Source organism: Pseudomonas lini (assembly GCF_030812475.1).
GTDB classification, from domain to species: domain Bacteria; phylum Pseudomonadota; class Gammaproteobacteria; order Pseudomonadales; family Pseudomonadaceae; genus Aquipseudomonas; species Aquipseudomonas lini_A.
The window spans coordinates 34468-47798 of record NZ_JAUSSR010000016.1 but is presented as its reverse complement, the minus strand read 5'-3'; the positions used below and the strand labels follow the sequence as shown (position 1 = coordinate 47798).

Here is a 13331-nt window from a genome sequence, read left to right as displayed (position 1 = left end):
AGGTTTAAAAACGAATGAATGCTCTAGCCCGCCGCGCTGCAGGCCTGCTGCTCAGCACAGTTTGTCTGCCCCTTTCGGCCCTGGCTGCCGATCCACAACCCACCCACGAATTCACCCTCGATAACGGCCTGAAGGTCGTGGTGCGCGAAGACCATCGCGCGCCGGTGGTGGTGTCCCAAGTCTGGTACAAGGTCGGCTCAAGCTACGAGACCCCGGGCCAGACCGGTTTGTCCCACGCCCTGGAACACATGATGTTCAAGGGCAGCGAGAAAGTCGGTCCCGGCGAGGCGTCACTGATCCTGCGCGACCTCGGCGCCGAAGAGAACGCCTTCACCAGCGACGACTTCACCGCTTATTACCAGGTCCTGGCCCGCGACCGCCTCGGCGTGGCCTTCGAGCTGGAAGCCGACCGCATGGCCAGCCTGCGCCTGCCGCCGGACGAGTTCGCCCGCGAGATCGAGGTGATAAAAGAAGAACGCCGCTTGCGCACCGACGACAAGCCGATGTCCAAGGCCTACGAACGGTTCAAGGCCATGGCCTACCCGGCCAGCGGTTACCACACGCCGACCATCGGCTGGATGGCGGACCTGGACCGCATGAAAGTCGAAGAACTGCGCCATTGGTACCAGTCCTGGTACGTGCCGAACAACGCCACCCTGGTGGTGGTGGGCGACGTGACGCCGGATGAAGTCAAAACCCTGGCCCAACGCTACTTCGGCCCGATCGCCAAGCGTGACGTGCCGGCGGCGAAAATCCCGCTGGAATTGGCTGAACCGGGCGAACGCCAGATCACCTTGCACGTGCAGACCCAGCTGCCGAGCCTGATGCTGGGCTTCAATGTGCCCAGCATCGCCACCGCCGAAGACAAGCGCCCGGTGAATGCCTTGCGCCTGATTTCGGCCCTGCTCGATGGCGGCTACAGCGGTCGCATCCCGACTCAACTGGAGCGCGGCGAAGAACTGGTGTCCGGCGGCTCGTCGAGCTACGACGCCTATACCCGTGGCGACAGCCTGTTCACCCTGTCGGCAACACCGAACACCCAGAAAAACAAAACCATGGCCGAGGTTGAAGCCGGTCTGTGGAAGCTGCTCGAACAGCTCAAAACCACGGCGCCGTCCACCGAAGAACTCGAACGCGTACGCGCTCAGGTCATTGCCGGCCTGGTCTACGAGCGTGACTCGATCACCAGCCAGGCCACCGCTATCGGCCAGCTGGAAACAGTGGGCCTGTCCTGGAAGCTGATGGACACCGAACTGGCCGACCTGGAAAGCGTGACGCCGCAAGACATCCAGAACGCCGCCAAGCTGTACTTCACCCGCGAACGTCTCAGCGTCGCCCATGTACTGCCACAGGAGACGACTCATGAGTGAGCGTAAAAAACCGCGCCTGGCCCTGATCGGCCTGGTTGCCGTCGCACTGATCGGGTCTGCCGCCTTTTACTTTGCAAAGACCGACGAATCAAAGGCCAGCGAGGTCCTGGACAAGGCCAAGGCCAGCCAGAAACTGCAATCGCTGGCCGAGCTCGATGGCAAGGCGCCCAGCCACCGCAGGCTGGATGTGCAGACCTGGAACACCGCCGAAGGCGCCAAGGTGCTATTCGTCGAGGCTCGGGAATTGCCGATGTTCGACCTGCGCCTGATCTTTTCCGCAGGCAGCAGCCAGGACGCCGACGCGCCGGGCCTGGCCGTACTGACCAACGCCATGCTCAACGAAGGCGTGGAAGGTAAGGATGTCGGCGCCATCGCCCAGGGCTTCGAAGGCCTGGGCGCGGACTTTGGCAACGGCGCATTCAAGGACATGGCACTGGCGTCCCTGCGCAGCCTCAGCGCCCCGGACAAACGCGAACCCGCGCTGAAACTGTTCTCGGAAGTGGTCGGCAAACCGACCTTCCCTGCCGATTCGTTCACGCGCATCAAGAACCAGATGCTCGCCGGTTTTGAATACCAGAAGCAGAACCCCGGCAAGCTGGCCAGCCTGGAGCTGATGAATCGGCTCTACGGCGATCACCCGTACGCGCATTCCAGCGATGGCACGGCGAAAACCGTACCGGCGATCACCCTGGCGCAACTGAAGGCGTTCCATGAAAAAGCCTACGCCTCCGGCAATGTGGTGATAGCGCTGGTTGGCGACCTGTCCCGCGCCGAAGCCGAGGCGATTGCCGCACAGGTTTCCGGTGCGCTGCCCAAAGGACCGGCCCTGGCGAAGATCGCGCAACCGGCAGAACCGAAAGCCAGCATCGGCCACATCGAGTTTCCGTCCAAGCAGACCAACCTGATGCTCGCGCAGCTGGGCATTGACCGTGACGATCCGGATTACGCGGCGCTGTCCATGGGCAACCAGATCCTTGGCGGCGGTGGTTTTGGCACTCGGCTGATGAGCGAAGTGCGCGAGAAGCGTGGCCTGGCCTACGGTGTATATTCGGGCTTCACCCCGATGCAGGCGCGCGGTCCGTTCATGATCAACCTGCAAACCCGCGCCGAGATGAGCGAAGGCACACTGAAACTGGTGCAGGATGTACTCGCCGACTACCTCAAGACCGGTCCGACGGAAAAAGAGCTCGATGACGCCAAGCGCGAGCTGGCCGGCAGCTTCCCGTTGTCCACCGCCAGCAACGCCGATATCGTCGGCCAGCTCGGCGCCATGGGTTTCTACAACCTGCCGTTGAGCTACCTGGAAGACTTCATGCAGCAGTCCCAGAGCCTGACCGTTGAACAGGTCAAGACCGCACTGAACAAACACCTGAGCACGGACAAACTGGTCATCGTCAGCGCTGGCCCGACCGTGCCGCAAAAGCCGTTACCGGCCCCTTCTGATAAACCTGCCGAGCAACCGCTCGGGGTTCCGGAGCATTGATGGCCACTTCCCGCCCGAAAAAACCCGTTCACAACGTACATAACGGTGTGAATCAACTGCGCATCATCGGCGGCGAATGGCGCAGCCGAAAGCTGAGCTTCCCCGACGCCCCGGGCCTGCGCCCGACCCCGGACCGGGTGCGTGAAACCCTGTTCAACTGGCTCGCGCCGTATGTCGCCGGAGCCAAGGTACTGGATCCGTTCGCCGGCAGCGGCGCCCTGTTCCTCGAAGCACTGTCCCGTGGCGCGGCCATGGGTCAGGCGCTGGACGCCAGCAACCTCGCCGTGTCCAGCCTCAAGGAACACCTGGGGACGCTGCGCTGCACCACCGGCCAGGTCCAGACAGCAGACGCCCTGCGCTATCTGGAAACCCAGCCGGCGGTGGCCTACGACCTGGTGTTCCTCGACCCGCCATTCAACCAGAATCTTTTGCCGACTGTGTGCACGTTGCTGGAAGAACGTCAGTGGCTGGCCAATGACGCCTGGATCTACACCGAAAGCGAAAACGCGCCTTCGACGCTTGGCCTGCCAGCGAACTGGCGCCTGCATCGGGAGCAGAAATCCGGGCGGGTGTATTACGCGTTGTGGCAGCGCAGCCTTGAGCTGCCCGCTTGAATATTATCCGGATGGACTAACAATCCGTTCGGTGTTTTCAAACGGCAACAAATCAGTATTTGGCTCATTCATCCATTTTTAGCCATGGTGAACTTGCGAAACAACTCGCCAGGACGCAAAGGACTAATAACGGATGAATGTATTTACCACTGAACTTTTCTCTCGGCCCACTCACGAGTTCATTCTCGAAAACGGGCAGAGGGTCATCGTGCACGAAGACCACCGAACCGCCGAAGCCTGTTTGACCCTCCAATATAAAGTAGATTCAGATGATGAACATCCACATCAGAAAGGCATCAATGAAGCCGTTCTGGATGCCATGTATAGCTATGATGACGAAACGATCGAACAACTGCCAAACGTTGGCGGCAGGGAAACAGGTTTCGACGGAATAGTGTTGCCCCGTGAGCATTTGGAAATGGCGTTCGAGGCAAAGTCTTCCTTTATGCGACAGGTCCTCCAGGAAGATGTTTTACGCCGCCATTTGGAAATCTGGAGATTTGGAAAAAAGAAAAATACGATTCCACCAACCCTTCGTTTTGGATTCAATCACCAACTCGAGATGCTGGCGGATAAGGGCAGAAGCCATTATCTACCGCCCGCAGGTGCAGCTGAGGGCACTGAGCCAACGCTTGAGCAGCTGCAATCCTGGCATCAGGACTGGTATGGCCCGAACAATTCGGTGCTGGTCGTGTCCGGCGATGTTTCGATTGACGAGGTCAAACGTCTCGCTGAAAAGTACTTCGGCGAGATTGCCAGGCATGGTAGTCCCAACCGGGCCACTCAAGTGCTGACGGTCCCGGAACTTGGTTACCGCCAGATAACCGCTCAGCAAGATATCCCGCAACCAATGTTGCAAGTGATATTTAACATACCTGGACTTGAAACTACCACGGCCCCTCAAGCGGCAAGTGCCTTGCAACTTATGACAGAACTTTTTACACGTTCAGCACCAGCACGACTATTGAAGCTTGACCCCAATCTTCCTTCGATGGTTGCTCGTAGCCGGTACGGGCGGGGCGACGGCATGCTCGGCTTTGCTCTTGGTTATACTTTGCAGCCGGATGAAATTGAGGATCATATGTGGACAATACTGGAGAGGATCAAGCAAACACCTTTTACCTGCGACGAAATTGAGCCTGCAATCAAGATCTTCAGCGCTGCCCTGCAAAACACCATGGATACTGTGACTGGACAATCGCTGCTCATCAGCCGAGTGGCAACACGGGATTATCCATTGGAACTTCTCGAGCTTGAAATAACCCGAATTAAAAGTGTCACTCCTGAGGATATTCAAAAGGCCGCTATCACATACCTTACCCGGGAAAGAGCCAGTCTCGCGCATATCTTTCCCATGAAAAGCGATCTTGGGTGAACAACTAACTGAAGAAGCCACCGCGAAGCGCGAACAACTGGCCAAGGAGGTCATTTAGCTCACCGGGCGGAATCCGGCTAAGGCCAAGGAGATAAGGCGGGTGTATGACGCGTTATGGCGGCGAAATCACCTCAGAAGTCTTAATCCAACGGACAACGCTGCGTCCGCTGAGGACGCAGCGAGCGCCCAATAGCCATGGTTGATCGAGGGTCCAAAAAGCTGATCAACGAATATCCTTGCAGCCATTCCAGTCCCTTCGCATTTTTTCAAGCAGCAACACATCTACAGTTGTTGACTCATCAGCTTTTAGTCATCGTCAACGTGCGAAATAACTCGCATGGACGCATTGGACTAATAACGCATGAACATACCCACTAACGAACTCACCTCTCGCCCCACTCATGAGATCACACTCGACAATGGCCTGAAGATCATTGTGCGTGAAGATCACCGCAACCCGGAATTTTGTTCGACAGTCGTCTACTGCGTAGGCGATAGCTACGAAAACCCCGAAGAATGGGGACTTGGCTCACTTCTTCTGTATTCGCTTTTCGATGGTTATGAGCGTGAAACTGCTCTCGCCAAAGAATTGGGCGGCAGCTCTACAGGTTGGGGCGGTGAGAACTTGAGCCAGGTTGTACGCCTGCCGCGAGAACATCTGGAAACAGCATTCGAGATCCAGTCCTCGATCATGACGAAAGACCTTCAGGATGAAGTCATTCGCCGCTATCTGGATCTCATGATCTTGCGTAGCAAAAAAAAGTCGATGTTTGTATCGGCCATTTCCTTCAGCCCGGAACTCGAAGCATTGATCGAGGTTGGTACGAGTTATTACAGGCCGCCAGAGGGTATTACCGCCAACCTTGAGCGACTGACTGTGGAACAAGTCAAACAATGGCACAAGACATGGTATGGGCCGAACAATGCAGTATTGTCCATTGCTGGCGACATCACGCCCGACGAGGTCAAATTCTTGGCGGAGAAACACTTCGGTAGTATTCCCAAGTGCGATGCGCCACACCGACCCGTTGCTCGTGGGCCGTCAGCTCCGGGATATCGCCGGATTACACAGCATCTTGATACCAGTTATCCCCTGATGCTGATTGTCTTCAACACCCCAAGCGCGACTGCAACGGACCATCAAACCGTCAGGGCCCTGCAGGTGATTGGTGCCCTGTTGTCCCAGGCAACGCCTGCGCACCTGACAACTATCGGGCAAAACCCTGCATTGATACGTTCCAACTCGCACCGCTATCAGCGAGGCGATGCCCGGTTGAGCTTTGCTTACTATTTCGATGGGGATCCCGATGAGGCGGAAGCCGGCTTCTGGAGGTTATTGGAAGAGGTGAGAAGCACACCGCTCTCCCTGGCCGACATAGAGCAAGCCATCGATACCGTCAGCACCGAACGGCAGCGTGCCTATGATGACATAGGGGCACAGTCGGAACTCATCGCCATGCTGGCAGGCAACGGATACCCCTGGCAGCTGCTAGACCTTGAAGTTGCACAATTGCGAAGTGTCACCCCGGCTGATATCCAGTACGCCGTCCAGACCTGTCTCACCCGTGACCGTGTAAGCGTCGGGCACATCTTTCCTGTCACACAGGAAAGTGGCGACATCGAGGAATAAAAGGGTCAGGCATCCGCTCTGGGTGGTTACTTGCATCAGCAAAAAACCGGGCGGACAGGCTACTCATTGTGGCAACGTATGGCAGAGGTCGCCGACTAACCGATCGGCCTGAAAAAAGGTGCGCAACGGTTGCGCACCGCTGCATCGAGAGCCATCGTGCCCCTTCCATCAGAACGTTTCATCCCCGCCTTCGGCCTGGGCAATCCACACTTGCAAACCTTGTGGGGACCCCTTTGGCGCAAAACCACCCATATCGAACGCAAGCGCGAACGCCTGTGGCTCGAGGATGGAGACTTCCTCGACCTGGACTGGCACGGCCCGCACACCGCCGATGCGCCATTGGTGCTGGTGTTGCACGGACTCACCGGTTCGTCGAATTCGCCTTACGTAGCCGGAGTGCAAAAGGCGCTGGCTATTCAGGGCTGGGCCAGCGTCGCGCTGAACTGGCGCGGCTGCTCGGGCGAACCCAATCTGTTACCGCGCAGCTACCATTCCGGTGCCAGCGAAGATCTCGCGGAAACCATCAAGCACCTGCGGGCCAAACGGCCGCTCGCCCCTCTGTATGCGGTTGGTTATTCCCTGGGGGGCAACGTGTTGCTCAAGCATTTGGGCGAGACTGGCAGTGACAGCGGCGTGCTCGGTGCCGTGGCGGTGTCGGTGCCGTTTCGCCTCGATCAGTGCGCCGACCGTATCGGCCAGGGACTGTCGAAGGTCTACCAGGCGCATTTCATGCGCGAGATGGTGGCCTATATCAAGAATAAGCAGCGCCAGTTCTTGCATGACGGGCGCGAGGATGGACTGGCGGCATTGACGGCCCTTGGTTCGCTGGAAAACATGCGCACGTTCTGGGATTTCGATGGCCGGGTAACAGCGCCGCTGCATGGATTTGTCGATGCGCATGATTACTATCGTCGCGCTTCGAGCCGTTATTTCCTGGGAGAGATCCGCACGCCGACCCTGATCATCCAGGCGGCGGACGACCCTTTTGTCTTCCCTCACAGCCTGCCGCAAGCAGAAGAGCTTTCCGACTGCATTCAATTCGAGCTACAAGCCAAGGGCGGGCATGTCGGCTTCGTCGATGGCTCGTTAAGGCAGCCGGGTTACTACCTGGAACGGCGCATTCCGCAGTGGCTGGCCGCTGCGGGTCGTGAGTAAACCGGTTTTGCGTTCACTCGCCAGTGGCGACGCCCCGCGTCGGATCATTGATCCACTCGCTCCACGATCCGGCATACAACGCCCCCAACGGATAACCCGCCAGGCACAAGGCGAACAGGTTGTGACAAGCCGTCACCCCGGAACCGCAATACGCCACCAGATCAGTCGGCGAACGATCGCCAAGTTTTGCGGCGAACCGTTGCTTGAGCTGATCGGCCGGCAGGAAACGCCCGTCGCTGCCCAGGTTGTCGGTGAACGCCGCACATTGCGCGCCCGGGATATGCCCGGCGATCGGGTCTATGGGTTCCACTTCACCCTTGAAGCGCGGCAAGGCCCGGGCGTCGAGCAAGGTCAGCCCAGGCTGGCCGAGACGTTGTGCAAGGGCTTCGGCGTCCAGGATGAGCGAGTTGTCCGGCCCCCCCGTGAAGGTCCCGCGTTCAATATCGGGCGCATCCAGACTCAGCGGTAAACCTGCGGCATGCCAGGCTTTCAGCCCGCCATCAAGAATAAACACGCCGTCGCGCTTGCCCAGCCAGGCCAGCAACCACCAGGCCCGCGCCGCGAAGGCACCGGGACCGTCGTCGTACAAAACCACATCGCTGTCGGCATCGATGCCCCAGGCTTGCAGGCGTTCGATCAAGGCTTCAGGCTCAGGCAACGGGTGGCGACCCGTCCCCCCCTTGACCACCGCCCCGCTCAAATCACGCTCAAGATCGGCAAAGCTCGAACCGGCAATATGCCCTTCGGCATAGCTGCGCTGGCCATAGTCCGGGTCTTCGAGGGCATAACGACAATCCAGAATCACCAGCCCCGGCTGATCCTTCTTCAGGTCCAACGCTTGCGGGCTGATCAGTTGCGCAATGGGCATAACGGGCTCCTGTGATGGCGGTAGTCGATTCTGTAGCTCTTTCTAACCCACTTCTTCAAGCGCCTGGGCCAGTGGCACGTAAAACTCCTCGAACAGCGCGTTGACCGCCTCCCGGGACTGATCCGTGACGAAGCCGGCCTCCAGCACCAGCACCTGATAAACACCGCGTTTAATAGCTTGTTCGCTCAAGTGGTTGGAGTTTTCCCGCGTCGTACACAGAAAACGCACCCAGGACGTAAGAATGATCCAGGCGTTGATAGTCAGGGATTCGATCTGCACCCGGTCCATCTTCAAGATACCGGCCTCGACGAACCCCTTGTAGATGGCCGATCCCTGAATCACGCAACGCTGGGAAAAGCGTCGGTAACGTGCGGCGAGCTCTGGATCGCTGTCGAGCAAATGCTCCAGGTCGCGATGCAGAAATCGATAGCGCCACATGGCCGCGAGCAATTCCTTGAGGTAGTAACGCTTGTCCTCGACCGTCGCGGCGCGGCCCTGGGGCGGGCGCAGGAAACTGTCCACCAGACTTTCGTACTCGCTGAACAGCACGGCGATGATCGCCTGCTTGTTAGGGAAGTGGTAGTACAGATTGCCGGGAGATATTTCCATATGGGCGGCAATGTGGTTGGTACTGATACTGCGCTCGCCCTGCTGATTGAACAGCTCCAGGCTGTTCTGCACGATGCGCTCGCTGGTTTTGATCCTTGGGGCCATGGCTTGAGCTTAAATTCAGAGTGCGGTGACGGGCATCTTACGACCTATCCGGACGCGGATAAAACAAAGCTGCGTCAGATGCCATTTGACTTTATAGAGTATAGACTCTAAAAAGTTCCTCATAAAAAATAATCCGGAGCTGACAATGACTGCTGACATCGCCTACCTGCAGAACCTACAGCAGCCACTGGCAGAACTCCAAGCCTTGTTCGACACCCAACGTGCCGCGTATGCCGGCAACCCCATGCCGCCAGCGGCACAACGCCAGCAATGGCTCAAGGCGCTACGGGATCTTCTGAGCAATGAACGCCAGGCCTTGATCGATGCGATCGACCAGGACTTCAGTCATCGCAGCGCCGATGAAACCCTGCTTGCCGAACTGATGCCCAGCCTGCATTGCATCCATTACGCCAGCCAGCACCTCAGAAGCTGGATGAAAGCGTCACGACGCAAGGTCGGCATTGCCTTTCAACCGGCCTCGGCCAAGGTCGTTTATCAACCGTTGGGCGTGGTCGGCGTAATCGTGCCGTGGAACTACCCGTTGTACCTGGCCATCGGCCCGCTGGTGGGCGCGTTGTCAGCGGGCAATCGGGTGATGCTCAAGCTCAGCGAATCCACGCCTGCCACCGGGCTGCTGCTCAAGGAACTGCTGGGGAGAATCTTTCCCCAGGACCTGGTTTGCGTGGTGCTGGGCGAAACCGATATCGGCGTGGCCTTCTCCCGGTTGCGCTTCGATCACCTGCTGTTCACCGGCGCTACCAGTGTCGGCAAACAGGTGATGCGCGCGGCGGCCGAGAACCTGACACCGGTGACCCTTGAACTGGGCGGAAAGTCTCCGGCCATCGTCTCTCGCGACGTGCCCCTCAAGGATGCCGCCGAACGCATCGCGTTCGGCAAGACGCTCAATGCCGGACAAACCTGCGTGGCCCCGGACTACGTACTGGTGCCGGAAGATCGTGTGGGTTCCTTCGTCGAGGCGTATCGCCGTGCCGTTCGCGGGTTTTATCCGACCCTGGCGGACAACCCGGACTACACCGCGATCATCAATGAACGACAGCTGCAGCGCCTCAACGGATACCTGAGCGACGCCACCAGCAAAGGCGCGCTGCTGATTCCTTTGTTCGATCAGGGCCAGGGCCGGCGCATGAGCCACAGCCTGCTGCTCAATGTCACTGACGAGATGACGGTGATGCAAGACGAGATCTTCGGTCCGCTGCTGCCGATCGTGCCCTACAGGGATCTGGACGAAGCTTTTGCCTACATCAACAAACGACCTCGTCCGCTGGCGCTGTATTACTTCGGCTACGACAAGCGCGAGCAAAACCGCGTGCTCAGCGAGACCCATTCCGGTGGGGTCTGCCTCAATGACACCCTGCTGCATGTCGCTCAGGACGATATGCCGTTCGGCGGTATCGGCGCCTCCGGCATGGGTCATTACCACGGCCACGAAGGCTTCCTGACCTTCAGCAAGGCCAAGGGCGTGCTGACCAAACAACGCTTCAACGCGGCGAAACTGATCTACCCGCCCTATGGCAAATCCATTCAGAAACTGATTCAGAAGCTGTTTATCCGCTAGCGATCGTTACTGCCGGGTGATAAAAATAATAAGCCTCAGTCTGTCCGATACCCACGAATTGTCCCGGCGCGACCTGTTGAAATTCAGCTTGGGTGCCAGCGCCTTTCTAATCGCTTCCTTGGCCGAACGTTTGAAAAACCCGTGAAAAGGGAGAATATTGCGATCGTCTATAGTGCTTTCTTACCCAACAGGCGACTTTCCCGACAGGGAAGGCTGCGATACCATCCGAGTCCCCAACGGACTCCCGCCAGGACGACGCGATGAACCGAGTGTTGTACCCAGGTACCTTCGACCCTATTACCAAGGGCCATGGCGATCTGGTCGAACGCGCCTCGCGCCTGTTCGATCATGTGATCATCGCCGTCGCAGCCAGCCCGAAGAAAAACCCGCTGTTTCCCCTGGAACAGCGTGTGGCAATGGCACGCGAGGTCACTAAACATTTGCCCAACGTAGAAGTCGTCGGTTTCTCTTCGCTGCTGGCGCACTTCGCCAAAGAGAAGAACGCCAACGTGTTCCTGCGTGGCTTGCGTGCGGTGTCGGACTTCGAATATGAATTCCAGCTTGCCAACATGAACCGACAGCTGGCACCGGATGTGGAGAGTCTGTTCCTTACTCCGTCCGAGCGTTATTCGTACATTTCTTCGACGCTGGTGCGTGAAATCGCAACCTTGGGCGGTGATATCACCAAGTTCGTCCACCCGGCGGTAGCGGACGCGCTGACCGAACGCTTCAAGAAGTAATTCCGGACTGTAGGAGCCGGCTTGCTGGCGATCAATGCAACGCGGTGTACCTGAACACCGCTTTCGTCGGAACGCCGCCCGCAGCAAGCCGACCCGACAGTACGTCGCACCTGCGTGCACTGCGGGCGCTAATGCGGCACAATTGTGCGCATTGATTTATTGTGCCCGGGTATTCCGCCCTGGCTGGAGTTAGCATGTCCCTGATCATCACCGACGATTGCATCAACTGCGACGTCTGCGAACCCGAGTGCCCGAACGCCGCCATCTCCCAGGGCGAAGAGATCTATGTGATCGACCCGAACCTGTGCACCCAGTGCGTTGGCCATTATGACGAACCACAGTGCCAGCAGGTTTGCCCGGTGGATTGCATTCCGCTGGACGAAGCGCATCCGGAGACTGAAGAGCAGTTGATGGAGAAGTACCTGAAGATTACCGGCAAGGCGTGAGCCTGATGTTTTTGTAGCGTTTGTGCCGGCTTTTTCGCCGGCAAGCAGGTCTCGCTCCAACAGTGGATCTGTGTTGTTGATCCGATGGAGTGAACACAACAGATTACTGTGGGAGCGGGCTTGCCCGCGATCAGGCCATCAGCCACACCGAATTCACTCCCTCTGCTCAAACCCCTCCCCGATACACCCCAGACATCGCACAAACGCCGCTTTCGCCGGGTCTACCACCAACGCCTGGCCGGCATCGCCCACGCCACCGCCCAGCACGGTGAACGGCAACGACACCACAAACACCCCGGCACCGATCACCGTCGCCACGACCAGCAAGGGTCGGGCGATCAGCAAATCGCCGATCATGGCGTATGCGGGGGGATTCTGGATGGTGTAACGCGGGTCGCCGCTACCCGAGTTCGCCGCCAGCACGGGCGTACCGACACTCAGCAGCAGAACGACGACAAGGGTTCGATACAGGTTCATGGCACGGTCCTTCGGCTAGGCAGTGAGTACTGACTATAGCCCCAAGGACCTGTCAGCTTTGACAACGCGGGCAAAACACGCTGGCACGCTGCCCGAGTTTGACTTCCCGCAATTGCGTTGCGCAGATCTTACAATGCTCATTGCCGCGGCCGTAAACGAACAATTCCTGCTGGAAGTAACCGGGTTGACCGTCACCGCCGATAAAATCGCGCAATGTGGTGCCGCCGCGCTCGATGGCGTGTGCGAGGATGCGTTTGATCTCTATCGCCAACTTCAGATAGCGCGCCCGGGAAATGCTTTTCGCCTCCCGGCGCGGGTCGATGCCTGCGGCGAACAGCGCTTCGGTGGCGTAGATATTGCCGACACCGACCACGACCGCGTTGTCCATGATGAACGGCTTGACCGCCATGGAGCGTGCTCGCGACAGCTGAAATAAACGCTCGCCATCGAACAGATCGGTCAACGGCTCCGGCCCCAGGCGAATCAGTAATTCATGGTTGAGCGGATCCAGACTCCAGAGCATCGCGCCAAACCGGCGCGGGTCGGTATAGCGCAGGGCCAGCCCCGATTCCAGCTCGATGTCCACATGCTCGTGCTTGGCCGCCGGCATGCCGACTTCCACCAGACGCAAATTGCCCGACATCCCCAAATGACTGATAAGTGTGCCAACTTCGGCATTGATCAGCAGGTACTTGGCCCGTCGTTCCACCAGCACGATGCGCTGGCCGGACAGCCGCACATCGAGGTCTTCCGGGATCGGCCAACGCAGACGGCGATCCCGCACGATGACCCGGCTGACGCGCTGGCCTTCCAGGTGTGGCGCAATCCCGCGGCGGGTGGTTTCGACTTCCGGCAGTTCAGGCATAGGGCTCTCGAATCAGGC

Annotated in this window: 13 protein-coding genes and 1 pseudogene; 10 read left to right on the top strand and 4 right to left on the bottom strand. The window is 58.6% G+C overall.

The window, feature by feature from the left end; translation table 11 throughout:
* Window positions 1-14: 14 nt before the first annotated feature.
* The 6 genes from J2W17_RS26165 to J2W17_RS26140 all read left to right on the top strand — a co-directional run bounded on the left by J2W17_RS26165 (window position 15) and on the right by J2W17_RS26140 (window position 7627).
* Window positions 15-1370, top strand: coding sequence for a M16 family metallopeptidase (locus tag J2W17_RS26165; RefSeq protein WP_064680269.1), 1356 nt, complete (start codon window positions 15-17; stop codon window positions 1368-1370).
* The gene (locus tag J2W17_RS26160; RefSeq protein WP_307341547.1) at window positions 1363-2853 is read left to right on the top strand and encodes a M16 family metallopeptidase; all 1491 of its coding nucleotides are present in this window, start codon (window positions 1363-1365) and stop codon (window positions 2851-2853) included. Before J2W17_RS26165 ends, J2W17_RS26160 begins: the two co-directional genes overlap by 8 nt.
* Entirely contained in the window at window positions 2853-3467 is a 615-nt protein-coding gene (gene rsmD, locus J2W17_RS26155; protein WP_307341544.1) for a 16S rRNA (guanine(966)-N(2))-methyltransferase RsmD, read from the top strand. The genes J2W17_RS26160 and rsmD overlap by 1 nt, the downstream gene beginning before the upstream one ends.
* Before the next feature lie 133 nt (window positions 3468-3600).
* The gene (locus J2W17_RS26150; protein WP_307341540.1) at window positions 3601-4842 is read left to right on the top strand and encodes a M16 family metallopeptidase; all 1242 of its coding nucleotides are present in this window, start codon (window positions 3601-3603) and stop codon (window positions 4840-4842) included.
* 361 nt (window positions 4843-5203) lie between these two features.
* Window positions 5204-6472 carry a M16 family metallopeptidase gene (locus tag J2W17_RS26145; protein WP_307341537.1) on the top strand — a complete coding sequence of 423 codons (1269 nt, stop codon included), beginning with the start codon at window positions 5204-5206 and terminating at the stop codon, window positions 6470-6472.
* A 156-nt stretch (window positions 6473-6628) separates the two neighbouring features.
* The gene (locus tag J2W17_RS26140; RefSeq protein WP_307341534.1) at window positions 6629-7627 is read left to right on the top strand and encodes a hydrolase; all 999 of its coding nucleotides are present in this window, start codon (window positions 6629-6631) and stop codon (window positions 7625-7627) included.
* 13 nt (window positions 7628-7640) lie between these two features.
* Here the strand turns inward: J2W17_RS26140 and J2W17_RS26135 are convergent, their stop codons facing one another.
* Together J2W17_RS26135 and J2W17_RS26130 are read right to left on the bottom strand one after the other, a co-directional pair.
* Complete coding sequence (locus J2W17_RS26135) at window positions 7641-8495, bottom strand: sulfurtransferase (protein ID WP_307341531.1); 855 nt, start codon at window positions 8493-8495, stop codon at window positions 7641-7643.
* Between the two features lie 42 nt (window positions 8496-8537).
* Complete coding sequence (locus J2W17_RS26130) at window positions 8538-9209, bottom strand: TetR/AcrR family transcriptional regulator (protein WP_307341527.1); 672 nt, start codon at window positions 9207-9209, stop codon at window positions 8538-8540.
* Between the two features lie 145 nt (window positions 9210-9354).
* On the opposite strand from J2W17_RS26130, the gene J2W17_RS26125 reads away from it, so the two are divergent.
* The 4 genes and pseudogenes from J2W17_RS26125 to J2W17_RS26110 all read left to right on the top strand — a co-directional run bounded on the left by J2W17_RS26125 (window position 9355) and on the right by J2W17_RS26110 (window position 11971).
* Entirely contained in the window at window positions 9355-10785 is a 1431-nt protein-coding gene (locus J2W17_RS26125) for a coniferyl aldehyde dehydrogenase (RefSeq protein ID WP_307341525.1), read from the top strand.
* A gap of 28 nt (window positions 10786-10813) precedes the next feature.
* Window positions 10814-10894: pseudogene (locus J2W17_RS26120) on the top strand (twin-arginine translocation pathway signal protein); the annotation flags it as partial.
* A gap of 151 nt (window positions 10895-11045) precedes the next feature.
* Window positions 11046-11525: a pantetheine-phosphate adenylyltransferase gene (gene coaD, locus J2W17_RS26115; protein ID WP_307341523.1), complete on the top strand. Its 480-nt coding sequence runs from the start codon at window positions 11046-11048 to the stop codon at window positions 11523-11525.
* A 194-nt stretch (window positions 11526-11719) separates the two neighbouring features.
* On the top strand, window positions 11720-11971 hold the full coding sequence (locus J2W17_RS26110; protein WP_056738918.1) for a YfhL family 4Fe-4S dicluster ferredoxin: 252 nt from the start codon (window positions 11720-11722) through the stop codon (window positions 11969-11971).
* A 153-nt stretch (window positions 11972-12124) separates the two neighbouring features.
* Here J2W17_RS26110 and J2W17_RS26105 read toward each other — a convergent pair whose 3' ends face one another.
* Entirely contained in the window at window positions 12125-12448 is a 324-nt protein-coding gene (locus tag J2W17_RS26105) for a multidrug transporter (protein ID WP_307341518.1), read from the bottom strand.
* Between the two features lie 52 nt (window positions 12449-12500).
* Window positions 12501-13313 carry a bifunctional DNA-formamidopyrimidine glycosylase/DNA-(apurinic or apyrimidinic site) lyase gene (gene mutM / locus J2W17_RS26100; protein WP_307341515.1) on the bottom strand — a complete coding sequence of 271 codons (813 nt, stop codon included), beginning with the start codon at window positions 13311-13313 and terminating at the stop codon, window positions 12501-12503.
* Between the last annotated feature and the right edge of the window lie 18 nt (window positions 13314-13331).

What these genes read in the sequence shown, in the direction of transcription:
- J2W17_RS26105 (WP_307341518.1), bottom strand. Translation starts at nt 12,448, where the DNA reads ATGAACCTGTATCGAACCCTTGTCGTCGTTCTGCTGCTGAGTGTCGGT.
- coaD (WP_307341523.1), top strand. Translation starts at nt 11,046, where the DNA reads ATGAACCGAGTGTTGTACCCAGGTACCTTCGACCCTATTACCAAGGGC.
- J2W17_RS26150 (WP_307341540.1), top strand. Translation starts at nt 3,601, where the DNA reads ATGAATGTATTTACCACTGAACTTTTCTCTCGGCCCACTCACGAGTTC.
- J2W17_RS26110 (WP_056738918.1), top strand. Translation starts at nt 11,720, where the DNA reads ATGTCCCTGATCATCACCGACGATTGCATCAACTGCGACGTCTGCGAA.
- rsmD (WP_307341544.1), top strand. Translation starts at nt 2,853, where the DNA reads ATGGCCACTTCCCGCCCGAAAAAACCCGTTCACAACGTACATAACGGT.
- J2W17_RS26135 (WP_307341531.1), bottom strand. Translation starts at nt 8,495, where the DNA reads ATGCCCATTGCGCAACTGATCAGCCCGCAAGCGTTGGACCTGAAGAAG.
- J2W17_RS26130 (WP_307341527.1), bottom strand. Translation starts at nt 9,209, where the DNA reads ATGGCCCCAAGGATCAAAACCAGCGAGCGCATCGTGCAGAACAGCCTG.
- J2W17_RS26145 (WP_307341537.1), top strand. Translation starts at nt 5,204, where the DNA reads ATGAACATACCCACTAACGAACTCACCTCTCGCCCCACTCATGAGATC.
- J2W17_RS26160 (WP_307341547.1), top strand. Translation starts at nt 1,363, where the DNA reads ATGAGTGAGCGTAAAAAACCGCGCCTGGCCCTGATCGGCCTGGTTGCC.
- mutM (WP_307341515.1), bottom strand. Translation starts at nt 13,313, where the DNA reads ATGCCTGAACTGCCGGAAGTCGAAACCACCCGCCGCGGGATTGCGCCA.
- J2W17_RS26125 (WP_307341525.1), top strand. Translation starts at nt 9,355, where the DNA reads ATGACTGCTGACATCGCCTACCTGCAGAACCTACAGCAGCCACTGGCA.
- J2W17_RS26165 (WP_064680269.1), top strand. Translation starts at nt 15, where the DNA reads ATGAATGCTCTAGCCCGCCGCGCTGCAGGCCTGCTGCTCAGCACAGTT.